This window comes from Bacteroidota bacterium (assembly GCA_017303905.1).
In the GTDB taxonomy this organism is placed as follows: domain Bacteria; phylum Bacteroidota; class Bacteroidia; order B-17B0; family Aurantibacillaceae; genus JAHEYG01.
On record JAFLBH010000002.1, the window covers coordinates 349,382 to 373,215 of the forward strand.

Annotated in this window: 12 protein-coding genes and 1 tRNA gene; 11 read left to right on the top strand and 2 right to left on the bottom strand. The window is 38.3% G+C overall.

Features of this window, described 5'->3' with window-relative positions; genetic code table 11:
- The first annotated feature begins 1 nt into the window (after nucleotide 1).
- Nucleotides 2–838 carry a squalene/phytoene synthase family protein gene (locus J0L69_09265; protein MBN8693376.1) on the top strand — a complete coding sequence of 279 codons (837 nt, stop codon included), beginning with the start codon at nucleotides 2–4 and terminating at the stop codon, nucleotides 836–838.
- The gene (locus J0L69_09270; protein ID MBN8693377.1) at nucleotides 835–1,308 is read left to right on the top strand and encodes a sterol desaturase family protein; all 474 of its coding nucleotides are present in this window, start codon (nucleotides 835–837) and stop codon (nucleotides 1,306–1,308) included. The genes J0L69_09265 and J0L69_09270 overlap by 4 nt, the downstream gene beginning before the upstream one ends.
- 2 nt (nucleotides 1,309–1,310) lie before the next feature.
- Here J0L69_09270 and J0L69_09275 read toward each other — a convergent pair whose 3' ends face one another.
- Entirely contained in the window at nucleotides 1,311–3,287 is a 1,977-nt protein-coding gene (locus tag J0L69_09275) for a tetratricopeptide repeat protein (protein ID MBN8693378.1), read from the bottom strand.
- Between the two features lie 47 nt (nucleotides 3,288–3,334).
- Nucleotides 3,335–6,715, bottom strand: coding sequence for a methylmalonyl-CoA mutase family protein (locus J0L69_09280; protein MBN8693379.1), 3,381 nt, complete (start codon nucleotides 6,713–6,715; stop codon nucleotides 3,335–3,337).
- Nucleotides 6,716–6,980: 265 nt separating this feature from the next.
- Here J0L69_09280 and J0L69_09285 point away from each other — a divergent pair, with 265 nt between their 5' ends.
- The 9 genes from J0L69_09285 (at nucleotide 6,981) to J0L69_09325 (ending at nucleotide 23,766) form a co-directional block, all read left to right on the top strand.
- Nucleotides 6,981–13,763, top strand: coding sequence for a gliding motility-associated C-terminal domain-containing protein (locus J0L69_09285; GenBank protein ID MBN8693380.1), 6,783 nt, complete (start codon nucleotides 6,981–6,983; stop codon nucleotides 13,761–13,763).
- A gap of 27 nt (nucleotides 13,764–13,790) precedes the next feature.
- Nucleotides 13,791–14,714 carry a type IX secretion system membrane protein PorP/SprF gene (locus J0L69_09290; protein MBN8693381.1) on the top strand — a complete coding sequence of 308 codons (924 nt, stop codon included), beginning with the start codon at nucleotides 13,791–13,793 and terminating at the stop codon, nucleotides 14,712–14,714.
- A 9-nt stretch (nucleotides 14,715–14,723) separates the two neighbouring features.
- Nucleotides 14,724–16,625: an OmpA family protein gene (locus J0L69_09295; GenBank protein MBN8693382.1), complete on the top strand. Its 1,902-nt coding sequence runs from the start codon at nucleotides 14,724–14,726 to the stop codon at nucleotides 16,623–16,625.
- Nucleotides 16,626–16,757: 132 nt separating this feature from the next.
- Entirely contained in the window at nucleotides 16,758–18,443 is a 1,686-nt protein-coding gene (locus J0L69_09300) for a T9SS type A sorting domain-containing protein (protein ID MBN8693383.1), read from the top strand.
- A 110-nt stretch (nucleotides 18,444–18,553) separates the two neighbouring features.
- Nucleotides 18,554–18,628: transfer RNA gene (locus J0L69_09305), tRNA-Glu, on the top strand.
- 859 nt (nucleotides 18,629–19,487) lie between these two features.
- Nucleotides 19,488–19,841, top strand: a complete 354-nt coding sequence (locus tag J0L69_09310) for a hypothetical protein (protein ID MBN8693384.1) — start codon at nucleotides 19,488–19,490, stop codon at nucleotides 19,839–19,841.
- Between the two features lie 95 nt (nucleotides 19,842–19,936).
- A complete protein-coding gene (locus J0L69_09315) occupies nucleotides 19,937–20,338 on the top strand; it encodes a hypothetical protein (protein ID MBN8693385.1) in 402 nt (133 codons plus the stop codon).
- 40 nt (nucleotides 20,339–20,378) lie between these two features.
- The gene (locus tag J0L69_09320; GenBank protein ID MBN8693386.1) at nucleotides 20,379–21,449 is read left to right on the top strand and encodes a gliding motility-associated C-terminal domain-containing protein; all 1,071 of its coding nucleotides are present in this window, start codon (nucleotides 20,379–20,381) and stop codon (nucleotides 21,447–21,449) included.
- A gap of 127 nt (nucleotides 21,450–21,576) precedes the next feature.
- Entirely contained in the window at nucleotides 21,577–23,766 is a 2,190-nt protein-coding gene (locus tag J0L69_09325) for a glutamine synthetase III (protein MBN8693387.1), read from the top strand.
- Nucleotides 23,767–23,834 lie beyond the last annotated feature (68 nt).

A 23,834-nucleotide genomic window follows, 5' to 3' on the forward strand; every position in this document is an offset into this window, starting at 1 on the left:
GATGAAAGAGCTATTCGATACAGTAAGCGTAAAATGCAGTAAGCTAACAACCACAAGCTACAGTACTTCATTTTCACTTGGTATTAAACTATTAGATAAACAATTCAGAGAGCCTATATATTCCATTTATGGCTTTGTTCGCTTTGCCGATGAAATCGTTGACACATTTCACGATTACGATAAGCAATATTTACTCGATAAATTCAGAAAAGATACGATGGAGGCCATCGAACAAAAAATAAGCCTAAATCCCATTCTTAACAGCTTTCAAAAAGTGGTACATCAATTTGATATTGATATGCAACTTATCACTACTTTTTTGGATAGCATGGAAATGGACTTAAATAAAAAGGAATACGACAAAGCCCTTTACGATAAATATATTTTAGGTTCGGCTGAAGTGGTTGGTTTAATGTGTCTGAAAATTTTCACAAACGGTAACCGCGATTTATATAATCAGCTTGAATACTACGCCATGAAGTTGGGTGCAGCCTTTCAAAAAATCAATTTCCTTCGTGATTTACAGGCCGATTACCACGTCATGGGGCGCACTTATTTCCCGGGCATCAATTTCGAAACGTTTAACGAAACTGAAAAAGTAAAAATAGAACGTGATATAGAAGCAGATTTCTCAATGGGATATGAAGGCATTAAGCAATTACCTAAAAATTCTCGTTTTGGTGTATATATCGCTTACGTTTATTATTACGCGCTTTTCAAAAAAATAAAAAACACACCGGCTCATCGTATCATGAATGAACGTATACGTGTGCCGGATAATGAAAAATACTCTCTGCTTTTACGCTCCTACGTGAAGCATAGTTTAAATATGATATAATGATTGCAGCTTATGTTATAATAACCATCGTTTCTTTTTGTGCCATGGAATTCGTTGCATGGTTTACACACAAATACATTATGCATGGTTTATTATGGGTATTACATAAGGATCATCACACCGGACATAAGCACGCATTTGAACGTAATGACGCTTTTTTTGTCATCTTTGCCCTACCCGGTGCTTCTTTAATCATTGCCGGTACTATGAACGGATTTAATGAGTTGTTTTTTGCCGGACTTGGAATTACACTTTATGGCGCTGCTTATTTTTTAGTGCACGATGTGTTTATTCATCAACGTTTCAAGCTATTCAGAAACTCCACAAACCCATATTTACTTGCCATACGCCGCGCACATAAAGTGCATCATAAGAAAACTGAAAAAAATGGCGGCGAATGTTTCGGTATGCTTATTGTTCCGATGAAATACTTTCGCAATGAAATTGGAACTCTCGCTAAACAAAGCTGATTCTAAACTCTAATTCCCATTACTAAAACATCATCCAATTGCTCGAAAGCACCTTTCCAGTCATTGAAAGTTTTACTTAATTGTTCCTTTTGCTCGGATAATGATTGGGTACTTATTTGAACAAATTTTTCTTCGAGCTGCTTGAATTTAAATTTCTTGCCTTTAGGTCCGCCAAACTGATCCGGATATCCGTCGGAGGTTAAATAAAACATATCTCCCTTCTCAATCGTGATATTAATGTTTGTAAAATCACGATGCATTTCCGTATAAGAAGCCCCAATCGGATGTTTGTCGCCACGATGTGTAATCAATTCACCGTTTCTTACCTGATACATGATATGATTGGCGCCGGCAAAAACAAATTCATTTTTCTTTTTATTCCATTTGCACAAAGTAATTTCCATTCCGTCTCTAATCACACTCTCCTCCTCTGTTTGCTTTACCGTTGCCTCGAGGCCGATATTAATCTGATTTAATATTTGCGCGGGAGAAGTAAGCTTACTTTCAAACAATGCCTGATTCAATAAATTAACGCCCACAATACTCATAAACGCACCGGGAACTCCATGTCCTGTACAATCCACCAAAGCAAAATACACATCATCGCCAATGTGTTCTACCCAATAAAAATCACCACTCACAATATCCTTTGGCTGAAAAAACACGAACGAGTCAGGCAAACAGCGTTGCATTTTTTCCTTAGTCGGAAAAATAGCTTGTTGAATACGCTTTGCGTATCGAATACTATCTGTAATATTCTTATTAAACTCGGCTAATTCAGCATAAGCTTTATCAATAATAAGTTTTTGTGATTCGATGGCTGTGTTTTTTTTCTCTAACTCTTCGGCTACTTTTTGTTTATCTTTAAATCGTTTAAATATTAAAGTAGATACCAGCAAAAAGGAAATTCCGCTTACAACCAAAATAATGATGAGTGAATTTTTCTTACGATTACTGATTTCATTTTCTTGCTCCTTTAATTTTTGTTGAAGTTTTATTTCTCCTAACTCCGCTTCTTGTTCCTTGTTTTTAAATCGAGCTTCCATCTCCGCAATATGATTCATATTTTCGATATTGCGTATGCTATCTTTTAAACCCATTAATTGCTTTTGAATTTGATAGGCCGACTTAATATCACCTTTCATTTCATAGGCATCTCGCAAATTAAACAAGGCATACTTAACATCTTCTTTTGCCTGAAATCTTCGTGCTATACCTAAAACCTGATTCGAAACTTCAATGGCCTTATCCGGATTCTTTTGTTTGATATAAATAGTTCCGAGATTCTCCATGCTGGCCATTATTCCCATGGTGTCCGCAATATTTTTTCTAATCTCATAACCTTTGCCATGAAATTCCAACGCGCTTTTAAAATCTCCCTTTTGCAAATAAATAAGTGACATGTTATCATAACAAGAACCTAATTGCATCTGATTATTATCCTTCTGATAAATTGCCAATGCCTTTTTATAATAAGCCAATGAACTGTCTAATCTACCCAACTCATCAAATATAATAGCGAGATTTCCATAACTGGCAGCCATTCCTTCTTCATCACCCAGCTCCTTACTTAACCGAATATTCTTATAAAAATAATCCTGCGCCTGATTGTACATTCCCTGATACCAGTAGATAACTCCCATACTGGTATAACATTTAGCTAAGCCTGCCTTGTGCTTATTTTTTGTAAAGAGATTTGCTGCTAATAAATTATACTTTAAGGCAGCACGGAAATTACTTTTGTATTCTTCACAAAACGCGAACTGCAAAGCTGCTTCGGCCTGCAGGATTTCATTTTTTATATCGATGGCTTCCTCATACGCCACACGAATCCATTTTTGTGCCGAATCAACATTTACATTCTTGAATTCAAAAGTAAACGCCAATAAACTGGAAACACTTTTTGGTCTGCTCTCCGCGTTTTTATAAACGTTAAACAAACTATCTAAGCCATCAGCTGATAATTTATTTAACGCCATGGTTAAAAACGCGAATATGTAAAGTACTTTCTTGATACAGCAATACCTTACATATTTCTTCTATACTGTCCGCCTACTTCAAATAATGAATTGGTGATTTGTCCGAGTGAACAATATTTCACCACTTCCATTAATTCCGCAAAAATATTTTGGTTTTGAATGGCGGTGTGTTGCAACTTAGATAAAACCTCAGCCGATTTCTCTTTATGAGATTTATGTAATTCCTGCAACATGGCAATTTGATATTCTTTTTCTTCCTTGGTTGAGCGAATTACTTCCTGTGGTATAATGGTTGGAGAACCTTTAGAACTTAAGAAGGTATTTACACCTACAATCGGATATTCTCCTGTATGTTTCAACATTTCATAATACAAGCTTTCTTCCTGTATTTTTCCGCGTTGATACATGGTTTCCATAGCACCTAACACGCCACCACGCTCTGTTATCTTATCAAACTCACTTAATACAGCTTCTTCTACTAAGTCGGTTAATTCTTCAATGATAAATGAACCTTGTAAAGGATTTTCATTCTTCGCTAAGCCTAATTCGCGATTAATGATTAACTGAATGGCCATAGCTCTACGCACCGATTCTTCGGTTGGAGTTGTGATGGCTTCATCATACGCGTTTGTATGTAATGAGTTACAGTTATCATAGATTGCATACAAGGCTTGTAAGGTGGTGCGAATATCATTGAAATCAATTTCCTGTGCATGTAACGAACGTCCTGATGTTTGAATATGATACTTCAACATTTGACTTCTTTCATTACCACCGTATTTTAATTTCATGGCTTTGGCCCAAATTCTTCTGGCAACGCGACCAATTACGCTATACTCAGGATCAATACCATTACTGAAGAAGAAAGATAAGTTAGGTGCGAAATCATCAATGTGCATTCCGCGACTTAAATAATATTCCACAAATGTAAATCCGTTTGCAATGGTAAATGCCAATTGAGAAATTGGATTCGCGCCTGCTTCCGCAATGTGATAACCCGAAATAGAAACAGAGTAAAAGTTTCTTACTTTGTTATCGATGAAATACTGCTGTACATCTCCCATCACACGTAAGCTAAACTCCGTACTGAATATACACGTATTTTGCGCCTGATCTTCTTTCAAAATATCCGCCTGTACAGTACCTCGTACTTGCGATAACGTACTGGCTTTGATTTTTTCATAAACATCTTTTGGTAAAACCTGATCACCGGTTACACCTAATAACATTAAGCCCAATCCGTCGTTTCCATCAGGTAATGCTCCCTGGTATTGCGGACGCTTGGTTCCTTTGGTTTTATAGATGGCTTCGATTTTCTTATTAACCTCTGCCTCCAGACCGTTAGCCTTAATGTACAATTCGCACTGTTGATCGATGGCTGCATTCATGAAAAATGCGGCCATGGTTGGAGCCGGACCGTTAATAGTCATGGATACTGAAGTTTTAGGATCCGCCAAATTAAATCCACTGTAAAGCTTCTTGGCATCATCCAAACAACAAATACTTACACCGCTGTTTCCGATTTTCCCGTAAATATCCGGACGGTAATCAGGGTCGTTACCATAAAGTGTTACACTGTCAAAAGCTGTACTTAAACGTGCAGCAGGTAAACCTTTACTTACATAATGGAAACGTTTGTTGGTACGTTCCGGTCCGCCCTCTCCGGCAAACATACGTGTTGGATCTTCACCTTCACGTTTAAACGGATAAATTCCCGAGGTATATGGAAATTCTCCCGGAAAATTTTCCTGGAGATTCCATTGCAGAATATCGCCCCAAGCCGTGTATTTCGGTGAAGCAATTTTCGGAACCTGTGTATGAGATAGAGACTCGTAATGTGTTTTAATCTTTAATTCTTTGTCGCGCACTTTGAAAACATAAAACTCATCGCTATATAATTTCTTCTTCGCTTCCCAGCCTTCAATTAATTTTAAGTTATGCGGATCTAAATCCAGTTTTATTTTCTCGAATGCTTCTTGCAATCCTTTAATCAATCTGTCTTTATCGTCAACTGATGACGCTTTCAAAGTTTCGATGGATTTTTGTAAGCTGTAAAGTCGCTGAGCAATTTCAGATTGTTGTTTTGCTCTTTTATCGTAATTGCGATTATTCTCGCTGATTTCACTTAAGTAACGTGTTTTTGATGGTGGAATGATGTAAATCTTCTCACTCATTTCGTTCGTAATAACGAAATTGGATTTTAACTTTTGGTTACCTGTTTTCTCTACCATTTTATCCATCACGGCACGATACAAACGATTCATGCCGGGATCATTAAATTGAGAGGCAATAGTACCGTGTACAGGTAATGTTTCATCATCCGCTTCAAACAAATTATGATTGCGCTTGTATTGTTTCTTTACATCACGTAAAGCATCAAGTGCGCCGCGCTTATCAAATTTATTCACCGCAATAATATCCGCGAAATCCAGCATATCAATTTTTTCTAATTGTGATGCTGCTCCGTACTCCGGTGTCATCACATATAAACTCATATTGCTATGCTCGATGATTTCTGTATCGCTTTGTCCGATTCCACTGGTTTCGAGAATCACTAAATCAAATCCGGCAGCTTTACAAATATCAACTGAATCCTGAACGTGTTTGCTTAATGCCAAATTACTCTGACGCGTAGCTAAGGAACGCATGTAAACTCTGTCGTTCTTGATAGCGTTCATTCGAATACGGTCGCCTAACAATGCACCGCCTGTTTTGCGTTTACTAGGATCAACTGAAATAATCGCTACCTGTTTATCTTTAAAATCAATTAAGAAACGACGAACCAATTCATCCACCAAACTCGATTTACCCGAACCACCGGTACCGGTAATACCAAGCACAGGAGTGGTAGAAACTTTTGCTTTCTCACGAACTTTATTCAGCATAGCGGTACTTTCTTCATTAAAGTTTTCAGCTGCTGAAATTAGTTTTGCGATTGATTTATGATCGCGCTCGATTAAATGAGCGACCTCACCATTTAAATTTTTTCCTGTTGGGAAATCACACTTCTGTAATAAGTCATTAATCATTCCCTGCAATCCCATCGCACGTCCGTCATCGGGAGAATAGATACGAGTGATGCCATAATTATGTAATTCTTCAATTTCTGTAGGAAGAATAACACCGCCACCGCCGCCAAATAATTTAATATGACTGCATCCCTTCTCTTTTAATAAGTCGTACATGTATTTGAAATATTCCACGTGACCTCCTTGGTAGGAAGTTACTGCAATCGCGTTTGCATCTTCTTGAATCGCACAGTTTACAACTTCTTGCGCGCTTCTGTCGTGACCAAGATGTATGACCTCAGCTCCGCTTGATTGAATAATACGACGCATGATATTGATAGCGGCATCATGTCCATCGAACAAAGCAGCGGCTGTTACAATGCGAATTTTATTTTTTGATTGGTAAGGGGTTGTTTCCATAGTCTAAGTACAAAATATCCAACCAAATTTAAGTTTCTGAGTGGATTTTTACAAATTAATACAATAACTAATAAGAATAAAATCATTTGTTAATCAATTACTTAATTAAGCATTTCCTGCTTCAGAACAAATCATATTTTTTAGCTACTATTTAATGTTACAACATGTCATTTTCGTGACTTAAGTCATAAATAGGACTGTCTCAAGTCAATTTCTCTAAATGTTTTAGCAGATAGTTTTGCTGCTGAACTAAAAAAAACCCGCAATGAAAAAAACAATTAAGAACTCCTTGCAATCATTAAAATTATTTGCACTAGGAGTTATTGCGCTAACAGGAACTTTCAACACAACACGTGCTCAAAGTCCTTGCATGCCAACAGTTCCTTCTTTCACAATTAACCTTACCGGTAATCCTGATAGTGTATGGTATTCGCCAAACATTTCTCGTAATGACCAATGTTGTTCGGCAACATCACCTGCTCAATGTATTTATTTTAACCTGACACTAGATCCAAACGTCGCGGGTATTCAAATCGACATGGTTGGTGCTGATCCGGCAGGTTCATTGTTTTATGATATCGGTTGTACAGGAAGTTATCCAGGTGGAACAATTAAGTGTATTAGTGGGGTTGGTCCTCATCAAATCACTTTTTGTAAGCCCGGTGGAAATAAAAACGTTTACATCATTACTTCTGTATCTAAACCTTTATTCCCAAAGGACGATACTGTAAGGATTGGTTGTAAGAAAAAATTAAATTCTTATGGAATTTTAAAAGGTACTGCTGTTTGGGCAGCCATCTCAGGTACATCTGCAGCACAGAACGCCTACTTTAATACATTCCTAGATTCAGTAAATATTGCAAGTCCGACTTATAGTCCGGCTGCAAATGCACCAGCGTATATTGATTATAAAGTGTGTGGTTATCCAACGGCTTCGGCTTGCGGATTCAGCTTAACAGTATGCGATACAGTTCGCATCTACAACTTTCCAACTCTAACAGGAACAGTAACACCTAATCCTGCTACCTTTTGTAATATTGGCCCAGGGAGTGGTGTTAACTTAACAGGTCTTGCGAGCGGCGGATTGGCGCCATATTCCTATGCATGGATTAATACGTCGAGTGTTGTTGTTGGTACAGGAACATCCTACTTCGCTAATACGGCGGGTTCATATCAATTAAGAATTAACGATGCGTTATCTAATCCAGGTACTTGTCCGGCTTATTTTGCGCCTGTATCAGTAAGTCAGGGCACTTTACCAATAGTAAATGCCGGACCTAGCCAAAAAGTGTGTGCCAATACTCCTACAGCCACTTTAACCGGAACGGTTCAATATGCAAGCGGAGGTGTATGGTCAGGAGGTTCAGGTTCTTTCAATCCGGGCAATACATTTTTAAACACAAATTATACAGCGAGTCCGGCTGAAATTGCTGCCGGGTTTGTAAAGTTATACTTGACAAGTTCTGGTTCAGGTGGAGGTTGTTCTAACACGAAAGATTCCACTATAATTTATTTCTCGCCTTCAATGACCGTGGGAATTAATTCTGGAACACTAGCTTGTTATAATAGTACAACAACATTAAATGCAACCTTCAGCGGTGGAACTGCACCATATACTTATTTATGGTCGACTGGTGCAGTTACAAGTTCGATAACAGGTGGGCAAGGAAATTATGGAGTAACCGTTACAGACAGTGTGGGATGTAGCGCTACAACAATTCCATATATCAATGTAATTGCACCTCCTGCATTAGCATTAACATTTAATGTAAGTAACGTAACAGTTAATGGCGGAAATAACGGATCTGCAACTGTAAACGTTACAGGCGGTACACCTGTTTACTCTGTAACATGGACACCTGGTGGAGCGAATACCTTTTCCATTGGCGGATTAACTTACGGTATCTACACTGCTACAATTAAAGACGCAAATGGTTGCGATATTTCCGGTAGCACTGTAGTGAACGAACCAAGATGTTTAGCCTTTACCGCCAATGCAACCTCAACTAATGTTTTATGTTATGGTGATGCGAATGGAATTGCTACAGTAACAGTTTCAGGCGGAGTACCGGCTTATACATATACCTGGAATTCCTCACCTCAGCAAACTACACAAACCGCTACAGGTTTACCTGCCGGTGTGTATTCTGTTTTAATTAAAGATTCAAATGTACCGGCCTGTTTTCAAACGGCTAATGTAGTTATCTCTGAGCCATCACAACTTTTAAATGTAATGACACACACCAATGTTTCTACGGTAGGTGGAAATAATGGTGCTGCTGCTTCGAATCCATTTAACGGAACCACTCCGTACACATACTTATGGAGTACTGCAGCTACAACTTCTTTGATTACGAATTTAACTGCGGGATCTTATTCAGTAAACATTACGGATAAGAACGGATGTACAAAAGCGGATAGCGTGCGCATTACACAACCTCCTTGTAATGGATTAACTTTAAATGTTCTTACCAATAATATTTTATGTTATGGAGGAAATAACGGTTCGGCCCTTGCGGTTGTTGGTGGTGCGAGCGGAAGTTACACGGTGAATTGGAGTACCGGAGCAACCGGATTATCAATTAACGGATTATCTGCAGGCAACTACTCTGTTACCGTAAACACAAAAGAATGTTACGAGAATTTCAATTTTACAATTACACAACCACCACTTTTATCTGTTGGTTTATTACCAACTAATGTAAGTTGTGCGGGTGCAGGCGATGGTTCTATCAACTTAACTGTTTCAGGCGGAACATTCCCATATAATTTTGTTTGGAATACAGGCTTAGGTTCTGAAGACTTGACATGGTTGAGTCCGGGAACCTACTCTGTTCAAATCACCGACGCGAATGGTTGTACTGCTATAGCTTCAGCTGTAATTACTGAACCAAACACATTAACTATTACCGCTGTAACATCAAGTAGTGTTTCATGTGTAAACGGAACCAATGGTTCTGCATCCATCAACGTAAGTGGTGGTACTGCACCATATACTTATACTTGGTCGACCGGAGCAACCACTTCTACCGTTTCTAATTTAGCAGGTGGTGGATATACAGTTGTAGTAAAAGATGCTAATAATTGTATCGCTACTCCATCTGTTGTTGTAATCGGTATTCAGTCTCCTGACTCAGTGAAAGTAGGAACATTCAGTGTTTCATGTTCTGTACCGGGTTCAGGATTAACTCAAGTTTATACAACTCCAACCGGAGGCGTTGGATCTTATTCTGTTTCTTATAACGGAGGATCTTATATCGCTGCTGGAACACCTACCCTATTAGCGAATGGCACAACATACACTGTTTTAGCCAAAGACTTAAACGGATGTATATCTCCATTATCTCAAACTTTAAGCATCTTGAATGAAGTTAAAATCGACAGTGTTCGCTTCGCAAAATGTTATACTGTAGGTACAACTTCTACTATGGTAACAGCCTACCCTAGCGGTGGAGCATCCGGCAGTTACTCTGTATCCTTCAATAATGGCACCAGCTACCTTGCTGCAGGAACTTACACAAGTAATTTACCAGTAGGTGCTTCTTATACGGTTGTAGTAAAAGATTCCAGAGGTTGTATTTCAGGGTCTCAGGTTATCACTCTTCCAACAGTATTAAACGGCACTGCAACAGTAACTTCTAATTACAATGGTCAAAACATTAGCTGCTTTGGATTAACTGATGGTAGCGCTTTGGCTACTGCAAGCGGTGGTACAGGTGCGTATACTTATACTTGGTCTACCAGTCCTGTACAAAACACAGCAGCAGCATCCAATTTAGGCGCTGCAACCTATAGCGTAATTATCAAGGATGGCAACTCTTGTTCAATTACAAGAACCGTAACCTTAACACAACCGGTAGCAGTTACTGCAACAGCGGTAGCTACATCTAATTACAACGGACAAAACATCAGCTGTTTTGGATTCAGCAACGGTACAGCAAGTGTGTCTGCCGGCGGCGGAACATCTCCATTTACCTATGCATGGAACTCCATTCCTTCTCAAACAACAGCTAGCGCGAGCGGATTAAGCGCAGGTACTTATTCAGTTGTTGTGAAAGACGCTAATAATTGCAGCATAACAAAAACAGTTACATTAACTCAGCCTGCTTCTATTACTTCAACAGTATCTGTAACTTCTAACTTTAACGGTCAGCAAGTATCTTGCTTTGGCGCAACTAACGGTTCGATTACCGCTCTTGCATCCAATGGAACTGCTCCATTCACTTATACTTGGTCTACTACTCCTGTACAAACAGGAACCATTGCAACTGGTGTTGGCGCCGGCACATACAGTGTGGTAATTACCGATGTAAATGGCTGTAGCCACACTAAAACCATCACGGTTACAGAGCCTCCGGTTATTGCTGCAAGCACTTCTATTACGTCTAACTACAACGGACAAAACGTAAGCTGCTTCGGATCAACCAATGGTTCTGCAAGTGTTACAACTACCGGCGGAACCACTCCGTATACTTATACATGGACCACAACTCCTGCACAAACTACAGCATCAGCGACTAACTTAGGTGCAGGTGTATATAGTGTAACAGTTACCGACGTAAACGGATGTGCAACTGTAAAAACAGTAACATTAACTCAGCCAACCGCTGTTGCTTCTACCATGTCAATTACATCTAACTACAATGGACAAAACATCAGTTGTTTCGGATTAAGCGACGGTTCTGCTTTAGCAACAGCTACAGGCGGTACCGGTACTTATTCATATACATGGACAACTGTCCCTGTTCAAAATACAGCTGCAGCATCTAACTTAAGTGCCGGCACATATACAGTGACTATTAAAGACATCAACAACTGTACAATTACCAATACAGTTATATTGACTCAACCAACTGCGGTTACATCAACTGCTGCAGTTACATCTAACTATAACGGTCAAAACATCAGCTGTAATGGTTACAGCGATGGTACGGCTACAGTAACAGCCAATGGCGGAACAAGTCCATATACTTACCAATGGAACTCTATTCCAACACAAACCACAGCCTTAGCCACAGGTTTAAGTGCAGGCACCTACTCAGTAGTAATAAAAGACGTGAATAACTGTTCAATTACAACAACAGTTAACTTAACCCAGCCTGCTGCAATTACTTCTACCTTAGCTGTGATTTCTAATTACAACGGTCAAAACGTAAGTTGCTTCGGAGCAACAGACGGTTCAATCACTGCTGTAGCTTCTAATGGTATTGCACCGTTTACTTATACATGGTCAACCACTCCTGTTCAAACCGGAACTTTAGCAACAAGTGTTGGCGCAGGAACATACAGTGTGATCATTACAGACGCTAACGGTTGTAATTACACTCGCACCATTTCAGTATCTCAGCCTCCTGCAATAGCAGCTACAACTTCAATCACTTCAAACTATAACGGACAAAACGTAAGCTGTTTTGGTTCTACGAATGGATCTGCAAGTGTGACGACAACAGGCGGTACTGCTCCATTCACTTACTCTTGGACAACTGTTCCTAGTCAAACTACGGCAGCAGCCAACAATATCGGAGCCGGTACATATAGTATTACCGTAACCGACGTAAATGGTTGTAATATTACAAGTACTGTTACATTAACTCAACCAACTGTAGTAAATGCGCAGATCTTTGACTTAAGTAACTACGCAGGTTATAACATCAGCTGTTTTGGTGCATCTAACGGATATATCGATATAACAGTTAATGGCGGAACAGGTGCATATACTTACACTTGGTCGAATGCTGCAACAACCCAAGACTTAAACGGGTTAACAGCCGGTAATTACTCTGTAGTTGTGACTGATATAAATGGTTGTAAAGACACATTAAATGTACCATTAACAGAACCAACACAATTAGTTGTTACCATAGATTCTTTGAGTAATTACAATGGATACAACATTAGTTGTTACGGCGGAAATAATGGATTTGCTTATGTAAGTGTTATTGGTGGCGTAACTAACTACACCTACACTTGGAGCAACACCAGCACTAATCAAAACTTATCCAATGTAACTGCAGGCACTTACTCTTTATTGGTAACTGACCAAAACAGATGTAATGCAACTATCGACACTACATTAACACAGCCTCCTGCAATTACCTTTAGCGCTGCGGTAACATCTCCATTGTGTAATGGCGTGCCTACCGGATCTATCAACGCAACATTAGGCGGCGGTGTAACACCTTTCACTTACACTTGGTCAACAACAGCAACAACTGAAGACTTGATCAACATCGGTGCAGGAACTTACACATTAGTTTATTCTGACAATAATGGTTGTAAGGATACAGTTAGTGTAAGCGTTACTCAACCCGACTCGATTAAGATTGACGACAGAGTTGATAATTTAAAATGTAATGGCGATACTATTGGTAACATCTTTATCAACCCGGTTGGAGGTACTGCTCCTTATACTTATAGCTGGTCGACTGGGGATACTACTCAGAACTTACTGAACATTAACAGCGGTACTTATGTACTGGTTATTACAGATGCTAATGGCTGTACTTTCACTGACACCACAAAGATCACTGAACCGGATTCATTGAAGCTAACCTTAACGAGTCCGATACAGTTCAGCGGTTATAACATCAGTGGCTATAGTGGTAATGATGGTTCAATTAACCTGAATGTAACAGGCGGTACTACTCCTTACACCTACTTATGGTCGAACGGAAGTACCTCTCAAAACCCAAGCAACCTGACTGCCGGAAATTACTTTGTAACTGTTACCGACACTAACGGTTGCAGAATTTCAGGAGACATCACCTTAACTCAGCCTTTAATTCTTGAAATGCCACAAGGTTTCTCACCAAACAACGATGGTAAAAATGATTTCTTCGTTGTGCACGGTATTGAAGCTTATCCTGACAATAAGTTAACTATCTACAACCGTTGGGGCAACATTGTTTACAGCAAGGAAGGTTATCTCAACGAATGGGATGGACACAGTAACAACGGACAGGAATTGCCAAACGCGACTTACTTCGCCATTCTTGAAGTAAACAAAGGAGAAATTGTATTAAAAGGATTTGTTGAATTAAGAAAATAAAACCATAAACATTAATAGATATTAATCATGAAAAAAATAAGTTTAATAATCATCTGCGTACTTTCTTTATCGAAGGCCTTTGCTCAGCAAGATCCTATGATAAGCCAGTACATGTTTAATGGCTTGTTCCTAAACCCTGCATATTCAGGTAGCCACAAGTATTATACATCCAGTTTATTGCACAGAACCCAATGGGTTAATTTTCCCGGAGCACCAAAAACCCTATTGTTCGCCGTTGACGGATTAGCACCAACAAAATCAGAAAACATGGGTGTTGGGTTAATAGTTTCCCACGACCGAATCGGTGCCGTTGAGCAAACCGACATCTATGCTAACTATGCCTATCAGTTAAAACTTAAAAAAGGAAAATTAGCATTTGGCTTAAAAGCCGGTGTCTCGAATTATGTTTTTAAGAGCGATGGTTTAGTTATTTGGGATCAAGGTGACGAAATGTTTACAGGAAGAAGAAATGCCTGGTTACCTAAATTTGGTTTCGGCGCTTATTACTTTGCCGACAATTGGTATGCAGGACTCTCCATCCCTACTTTAGTTGCCTATGACGCGAGAAAAGATTTCAGTTTTGACGTGAACAAAGGTTCATTCTTACACCGGCACTATTATGCTTATGGCGGATATGTATTCAAGCTTAACGATAAGTTTAAATTAAAGCCAAGCGCATTAATTAAATACTTACCGGCTGCACCGATAGAAGCAGACATAAACATGAATTTATTGTATAATGATCAATTCTGGATTGGATGCTCTTACCGCTCTATGGATGCCGTAGTATTTATGGTAGAATATCAAACCAATGCCCGCTTCAGAGTTGGCTATGCATTTGATTTAACCACTACTAAGATCCGTAAGTACTCTGCAGGAACCCATGAAATCATGATCGGTTACGATTTTGGTAAAGACATCATTAAAGAAAAAACACCACGTTACTTCTAAATAAGTTTTATGAAAAAGATTATAATAACATCCCTAGCTATCTCCATATTTATTTCCAGCTGTACAAATGGCTTGTATAAAAAAGGGGTAAAAAATTACGACAAACTGGCCTACCACAAAGCCATCGAGAACTTTGAAAAGTACTTAACAAAGAAGGATGAGCCAATTGACGCTAAAGTAAAATTAGCCAACGCCTATCGCCTGGTAAATGATTACCCGAATGCCGAAAAATGGTATTCGCGCGTAGTGAATTCAGCCGATATTGATCCAAGTAATTATTTCTACTATGGTAAAATATTAATGAATGCGGGTAAATACGATGAGGCTAAAATCTGGTTAACAAAGTATTTAGAAAAAGTACCGGATGATTTTGTAGCGGAAATGCTATTGGTGTCTTGCAAATCAATTGACACCTTTAAAAAAGACACAACCCTTTATTCAGTAAAAGAAGCTGAAATTCCTGAAATCGCCACTGCATTTGGGGAAACGCCATACGGCAAAGGCATCATGTTTACTGCCGACAAAGTAACTTTCAAAAATTCGAATACCTCCACCTGGACCGGACGTTCGTACCTGGATATTTACTTTACAGCCAAAGATGAAAACGGAAAATGGTTAAGTCCGATGTTATTGAAAGGTGATGTGAACGGAAGATATCATGAAGGTCCTGCTTGTTTTAGCAAAGACGGGAAAGTTGTGTACTTCACCAGAAGTAATTACATTAAAAAGAAACGTGCTAAAAGCTCAAAGGATGAAAACAACCTTAAGATATTCAGAGCTGAATTAGTTGGCGATAAATGGACTAATGTTACCGAATGTTCATTTAACAGTGATGAATATTCCTGTGGTCACCCTACAATGGCGGATGACGGAAAAACATTGTACTTTATTTCTGACATGCCGGGTGGATTAGGCGGAACAGATATTTATAAAACTGTTTGCGATGGAGCATCATGTACTAAACCTGAAAACCTTGGAACAGCTGTTAATACCAATGGAAACGAAATGTTCCCCTATATGCATAGCGATGGTACGCTTTATTTTTCATCGGACGCGCATAATAACTTAGGCGGACTGGATGTATTTATGACCTCTTATGATGAAAGAAATAAAAAATGGTTGCAGGTAGAAAACTTAAACTATCCTTTAAATACCAATAAGGATGATTTCGCTTTTGTTTTAAACGAAGACAATAAAACCGGTTATGTTTCTTCAAACAGAGGAGAAAGTGACAAGATATATGAAATCACGAAGAATGATCCGACCTTTATTTTATCTGGGTATGTAAATCAGAAAGGGAAGCCCGGTTTGGCGATTGATTCTGCTATCATTGAAATCCATAATCTAACTACAAAAACAAAGGAAATGATTTTAACGAACAAAGCCGGAACTTATAAGATTAAGTTAAATGCTAAGTGCGAGTACATGGTTAAATCTTGGAAACCGATGTATTTTACAATTACCCCTCCAAAAAGTTTTTGTATGATTGGTAAAAAAATATCTGAAAACTTTACTGCTAATTTTGAGTTGGATCAGATTATCATTGAAAAACCAATTGTTTTGGAAAACATTTACTATGATTTAGACAAATGGTTTATCAGACCTGATGCGGCCAAGGAACTCGATCGTTTGGTGCAAGTGATGATGGACAATCCTAAATTAACTATTGAATTAAGCTCTCATACAGATTCTCGTGCCGGTGACCAATATAACCTTGTTTTATCGGATAAGCGTGCAAAAGCAGCCGTTGAATACATTGTTTCAAAAGGAGTAGATGCAAAACGTATGCGTTGGAAGGGTTATGGAGAAAGTAAATTAGTAAATCAGTGTAAAAACAACATTGATTGCTCCGAAGAACTACACCAGCAAAACAGGAGAACCGAATTTAAGGCTATTAAACTTTCTAAGTAGAACTGATTTTAACAAATACCGGCATTATTTAATAAAAAACCGCCCTTTTGGCGGTTTTTTTATATTAACAATTTGATTTATAAATTAAGTTTTCATTAATTTTATATTCAAATCTATTAAACCAATTAAATAATGAAAAAATCTACTCTAATTTTTGGATTGATGGCGGTAGCTACCCTTGGCTTTAGTCAAGCCACCATGATGGTAACTGCTCCACCATTTAATAACGCAACTACGCAAGTAAGAGCCCCTAACGGCACAGCTACATCAGCTTATATGCGCGGTGCAGCAATTGTTCAAGCATCCGAGTTAACAGGTATTGCTGCCTCTACAACATTAACTTCTTTTGGTTACACAACCACTGTAGGTGCTGATGCGGCGGTTACAGGTACAATTGTTGTTTATTTGCAAAACACGGGTGATGCAACTTATAACAAAGGTACTAACTGGGGAACTATCACAACCGGTATGACTACAGTTTATACAGGAACGATCACCTTACCAACAACGGCAACTACCTTTGACCTTCCGTTAACCACACCGTTTGTTTACACGGGTGGGGCTATGTATGTTGCTTATGATTTCTATTCGGCCGGACCTTACGCTACAGTTCCGGTAACATATGCCGCTAACAATGGAATGGCTGCAAGTTGTGTTTCTGGTTCTAGTGGTTCTGCTGCACCAACTACACTTTCTTCAACTGCATTCCGTCCTTGTTTCCGTTTTGGATTTGCTAATCCTTTAACTAACGACATGTCGGTGGAATCTATTAGTTCATTAGGAAATATTCCTAATAACATTTTCACCAACCATGCTGTAACTGCTGTTGTTAGAAATAACAGTAATACAACTTTAACCAATGTTGGTGTAGGATTAAACGTTACAGGTGTAAACACATTTACAAATGCTCAGTTTATTCCATCTATTGGTGCCGGTAACACTGCAACTGTTACTTTTGCGCCATATACTTTAACAAGTATTGGAACAAATACTATTTCTGTTGGGGTATTACCTGATCAAAACAACGCAAATAACCAACAAAATTTTAACCAAACAATTTCTTGTAATACTTGGGGCTTCGGTCAAAATCCAATGACTTATACAGGATCGGTTGGTTTCAATACAGGTGAAGGTATGATTTTAAGTCGCTTCAATGTACCTACAGCACAAACTGTAGTTGGAGCAAACTTAGCCATATCTACTAATACTGCTAACGCCGGTAACCCTCTTTATGCAGCTTTAGTTGATAACAGCGGAAATATTTTAGCAACAAGTAACACTATCACTATTATGCCGCCGATGTATGGTACTTGGCAGAGCTTTACTTTCACTCCGGGTGTAGCTATTACCGGCGCTACTGATTACCATATCGGATTAGTTCAGACTGCAAATACAGCATTAGGTTACTTCCCAATGGGTACATACCCTGTTTCGAGTGTTCCTGCAACTTTATACAGTACACGTACATTGACCGCTTCAGCATTAACTCCATTAACTACCAACTTAGGTATCATGGGTATTGAAGCGAATTTTGCCGGAGCTTGTATTACAGGTATTAATAATGTTGAAAAAGTAGAAGGTAATGTTAGCGTTTACCCTAACCCTGCTTCAACTTTTGTAAACGTTAAGTTACAAAGCCAATCAGGTGACGCAACTGTTGCAGTTTATAACGCAATCGGTCAAATGGTTATTGAGCCATCAGTTATTTCTACTGATAACAGCAAAATCAACGTAAGCAACCTTCCAAAAGGTGTTTACATCGTAAAAGTTGTGAATGGAACAGAAACCAGCAATACTAAAATTGTAATTGAGCGCTAATCAGCTCAAGCACTTACAAAAAACCGCAGGAAATCCTGCGGTTTTTTTTTTGTTGCAAAAATTTGCAATTGTAAAAAAATTACTATTTTTGCACTCCATTTAAACAAAATGGCCCGTTCGTCTAGGGGTTAGGACGCGTCCCTTTCACGGACGAAACACGGGTTCGATTCCCGTACGGGCTACCAAACAAAAGACCACTCGAAAGTGGTCTTTTTTATTTAAATGCGGTTCACATCTTCGTTTTAAGCGTCTTTCGCCAGCCGGCCAATAATTCATCCTTTTCTTCATTAACTTTGCGTTAAAACGAAATAAAACACCGATTACGAGGAATTCAAAAATAAGATGAAAAGATAGCAGCTTTAAATCTTCCGGACTTTAATAACAAATTTCCATAGGTCTAGTTTAAACGCTAAAATCATACGGTATATAAAATAAAAAGGGATGGAGAAAAAAGAATGTGATCTACTATGACAGAAGCACAACAAATGACGCTCTTGATCCCCTTCCCAAGCGTTTATAATATTTAACCATAATAAATAACACTTTTGTTCTCGCATATAGATTCACGATTTATAACGAAGGAATGATTTTACCTGTATAAACAGGCATGACTATCCCCATAACACAATATAATTATATAATATATCAAACGAGAGAAGCCATTAAAAGTGAATTTCTCCAATAGAAAACCGATAAAAAGAGAGTTGAATATGTTTAATTACCAATGAAAACAGCAATTCCCTCTATAAGAACTACAAACTACCCTAAGTAATCAACAGATAAAATTGCAATTGTTAACAACTGAAATGCTTTTTTCAGAGATCATTTTTGAGAGTAAAAAAATGAATTTCTCCAATGAAAAATTGAAAATCACGCATTAAAAAAACAAATGTTATTTTGATTTTCAGAGGAGAAAAATACATTTCCCCTCGGAGGATTGTTATTATTTTGTTAATACTATTTTTTACTTTCCCTCTGAAAAATTTTTGCGGAATGAAGTTTATATATACATTTGACTCATAATAAAAACAAAAACTATTAATCATGGCAAAAAAAGCAACTAAGAAAAAAGCAGCTCCAAAGAAAAAAGCTGCTGCAAAAAAGAAGGCTGCTCCTAAAAAGAAAGTAGCTAAGAAGAAATCAGCAAGAAAGCCTAACGCAGCTTTCATGAAAGCATTAGCTCCAAGCGCTACATTAGCTAACGTAATCGGTGCTAATTCACTTCCAAGAACAGAAGCAGTTAAGAAAATCTGGGGTTATATCAAGAAGAATGGTCTTCAAGATAAGAAAAACCGTCGCATGATCAATGCTGATGCTAAATTAAACGCTTTATTTGGTGGCAAAAACCAAGTTAGCATGTTTGACTTAGCTAAAATCTTATCTAAGCACTTAAAATAATCTATTTAATAGATAAAGATAAAAATCCCTCTGTCGATGACAGGGGGATTTTTTTTATTGTAACCTACTCGAAAAATTGTATCTTAGTTATATAAATGGTAGCCGAGTCAAAAATATCACTCGAAAAAGCAGATGTTTTTCTAATAGAAGATGGTATTCTCGAAAATCATGTGAAAGCCATGAGTCATATTGAGGAAAGTGATATTTGGGCAATAAAAAAATCAAACCTTTCACTTACGAGTGGAAAACCATATTGCATCTTAGTAACAGCCGGTCATTTGTCAAGCATCAGCAAAGAAGCAAAAGAAGTTACAGCCAGTAAAGATTTTGCACAGAACACTATTGCTAAAGCCATACTGGTTGATTCACTCGGACATAAAATAGTTGGCAATTTATATGTCAAACTCAACAAACCTTACATAAAAACCAAAGTATTTACAAGCCGCGATTTGGCTATAGCCTGGCTTCAAGCACAAATAAGAAATAAGCCCGATTAAAAAATCCCCTCATTATTTGTAAATTTACCCTATTGTGCCGATGAAGAGGGATTCTTTAATATTCATATTTATTTTCTTTATAGCTAAAGGTATTTTTTCTCAAGTACCTTTACAGGCCAATGCTGGTCCCGATTTTACAGCTTGTCCAGGTACAACAGTAGTCCTTGGAACGTCTAATGTGGCTAATGGCGGAACTCCACCCTACTTCTATACCTGGAGTCCGGCTACGGGCTTAAATTCCACTTCGGTCGCTAATCCAACACTTACACCTACGAACTCCGGAAATTATTTCTTAATGGTAAGTGATGCGAATGATACAAAAGCCTACGATACTGTTTTTGTTTTTGTTCCTAACCTTAATCAATTTAAAGCAGGAAAAGATACCGCCTATTGCGCAGGAACAGCCTCTAATATCATTCTTGGAAGCGCTAATAATGCCACTGCCATTTCAGGTTATAGTTTTAATTGGAGTCCTTCTGCCGGTTTAAATAATGCGAGTGCTCCAAATCCAATCGCTAATCCAACTACATCAACGGTATATTCTTTAACTGTAAGCTACGGACCTTGCTCCTCTCTTACAGGAACAGTAGACATTTCTATTATCGGCTTAAATATATATACCACTTTTCATGATACAACAATCTTGGAAGGAAGAACCATCTCCCTTTATGCCGTTTCTCCAGCTACATCCTATACATGGTCGCCAAACTATTTTTTGCAATATGGTAATACCAATAAAGCCGACGTGTCGCCTTTAGTCACTACTACCTACAGTGTTTTTGCCATTAACGAAAATAACGGTTGTGTTGGAATGGATACCGTATTAGTGCGTGTTACGCCTGATGATGAATTAATTTTTTACAGCGCATTTACGCCGAACGGTGATGGCGATAACGACTACTTCTATATTGGCAACATATTCAAATATCCTAATAATGTATTGAAGGTATACAATCGTTATGGACAAGTCATCTTTACATCGGCAGGATACAAAAACGACTGGGATGGTTCGTATCAAGGAAATAAAGTTCCAACAGGTACTTACTTTTACATTCTTGAAAGTGGTACTGATAAAGGAAATTACACCGGTTCAGTTACGATTTTAAGGTAATTCCCCCCTTACCCCCCTCATTTTTCAACCATTTTTCCAAAAAAGTTGATATTTTTTTGATACACCCCCCTAAAAAAGCATACATTTGTGCCAAATTATTGAAATTTTACATTAACCCCCTATAAAAATGAGCACAAGAAGAATTTTAGCAATGCAGGACGTCGTTAAACGCGTACCTGTAAGAATTGAGAAATCCGACAAACCGGTTTCTCAATATTATGGTTCGGATGTATTTGGATTAGATGCCATGCGCGAATTTCTTTCCGAAGAAGCTTTCGAAAGTATTCAGCAATCCATGAACCAAGGTACTATTGTTGATCGTAAAATGGCCGATCAGGTAGCAGCCTGTATGAAAGCCTGGGCACAAAGCAAAGGCGTTACACATTTCACACACTGGTTCCAACCACTTTCAGGTGCTACTGCTGAAAAACATGATGGTTTCTTTGAACCTATTGCAGGCGGACGTGCCATTGAACGTTTTAGCGGAAATGCTTTAGTGCAACAAGAACCTGATGCGTCTTCTTTCCCTAACGGTGGAATCCGTAACACGTTTGAAGCGCGCGGATATACTGCATGGGATCCTACTTCACCTGCGTTTATCTGGGGACAAACATTATGTATTCCAACCATCTTTATTTCGTATACAGGTGAATCTTTAGATTTTAAAACTCCATTATTAAAATCATTGCATGCAATTGATAAAGCTGCTACCGATGTTTGTCAGTACTTTGACAAAAACGTAACTAAAGTGGTTGCTACATTAGGTTGGGAACAAGAATATTTCCTAATTGATTCGGCACTTTACAATATACGCTTTGATTTACAACAAACCGGACGTACATTATTCGGACATGCACCTGCAAAAGGACAACAATTAGAAGATCATTATTGGGGTTCGATTCCTGAGAGAGTTTCAGCATTCATGCGCGATTTCGAATACGAATCGCATTTATTAGGTATTCCTGTTCGCACACGCCATAATGAAGTAGCGCCTGCTCAATTTGAATGTGCTCCTGTATTCGAAGAAGCAAACTTAGCAGTTGATCACAATCAATTATTAATGGATGTGATGGAGAAGGTTGCTATTCGTCACAACTTCCGTGTATTATTACACGAGAAACCATATGCAGGCGTAAATGGTAGCGGTAAACATAATAACTGGAGTTTAGCGACAAATACAGGAAAGAACTTATTATCGCCCGGTAAAACTCCAAAAACCAATTTACAGTTCTTAACTTTCTTCGTAAATACAGTAATGGCGGTGTACGAACATGCTGATTTATTACGTGCATCCATTGCATCTGCTAATAACGATCATCGTTTAGGAGCGAATGAAGCGCCACCTGCAATTATGAGTGTATTCTTAGGTGAGCAATTATCAAAAGTATTGGATGATTTAGAGAAATCCGTACACAGCGGGAAAATGAGTCCGGAGCAAAAAACAGCTTTAAAATTAAACATCGGAAAAATTCCTGATATTTTATTAGACAATACCGATCGTAACCGTACCTCTCCATTCGCTTTCACCGGCAATAAATTTGAATTCCGCGCTGTTGGTTCTTCAGCCAATTGCGGAGGTCCGATGACCGTATTAAATGCAATTGTTGCCGAGCAATTAATAAAATTCAAAAAAGAAGTAGATACTCTAATTGATAAAAAAGTTGAGAAAGACGAAGCTATTTTCCAGGTATTAAAGAAATACATCATTGCCAGCAAAAAAATCCGTTTTGAAGGGAACGGTTACGGTGATGCATGGAAAGCAGAAGCAAAAAAACGCGGATTAAACAATATCCCTACAACTCCGGGAGCATTGGAAGCTATGATTTCAAAAAAATCACTAGACATGTTTGAGTCATTGGGAATTTTAACTCACCGTGAGCAAGAAGCCCGTTACGAAATCAACTTAGAAACTTACACCAAGAAAATTCAAATTGAGTCGAGAATTATTGCTGACATGGTAGATAATCAAATCATCCCAGCAGCCTTAACCTATCAGCGTGTGTTAATTGATAATGTAAACGGATTGAAAAACATTTTAAGCGGGGCAGATTACAAGAAAGCGAGTGATACACAAATTGCTTTAATTAAGGAAATCAGCGAGCGCGTTTCTATTATCAAAAAGGCGGCGGATGATATGACGGAAGAACGTAAGAAAGCCAACAACTTAGATTCGGCTAAAAAACAAGCCCACGCTTATTGCGATAAAGTAAAACCATTTTTTGATACCATTCGTTACAATGTAGATAAATTAGAAAACATTGTAGACGATGCTACTTGGCCATTGCCAAAATACCGCGAAATGCTTTATTTACGCTAGTCAATAAACTACCACAAATAAAAAAAGCCCCGAGTGTAAACCTCGGGGCTTTTTTATTTTCTAACTAT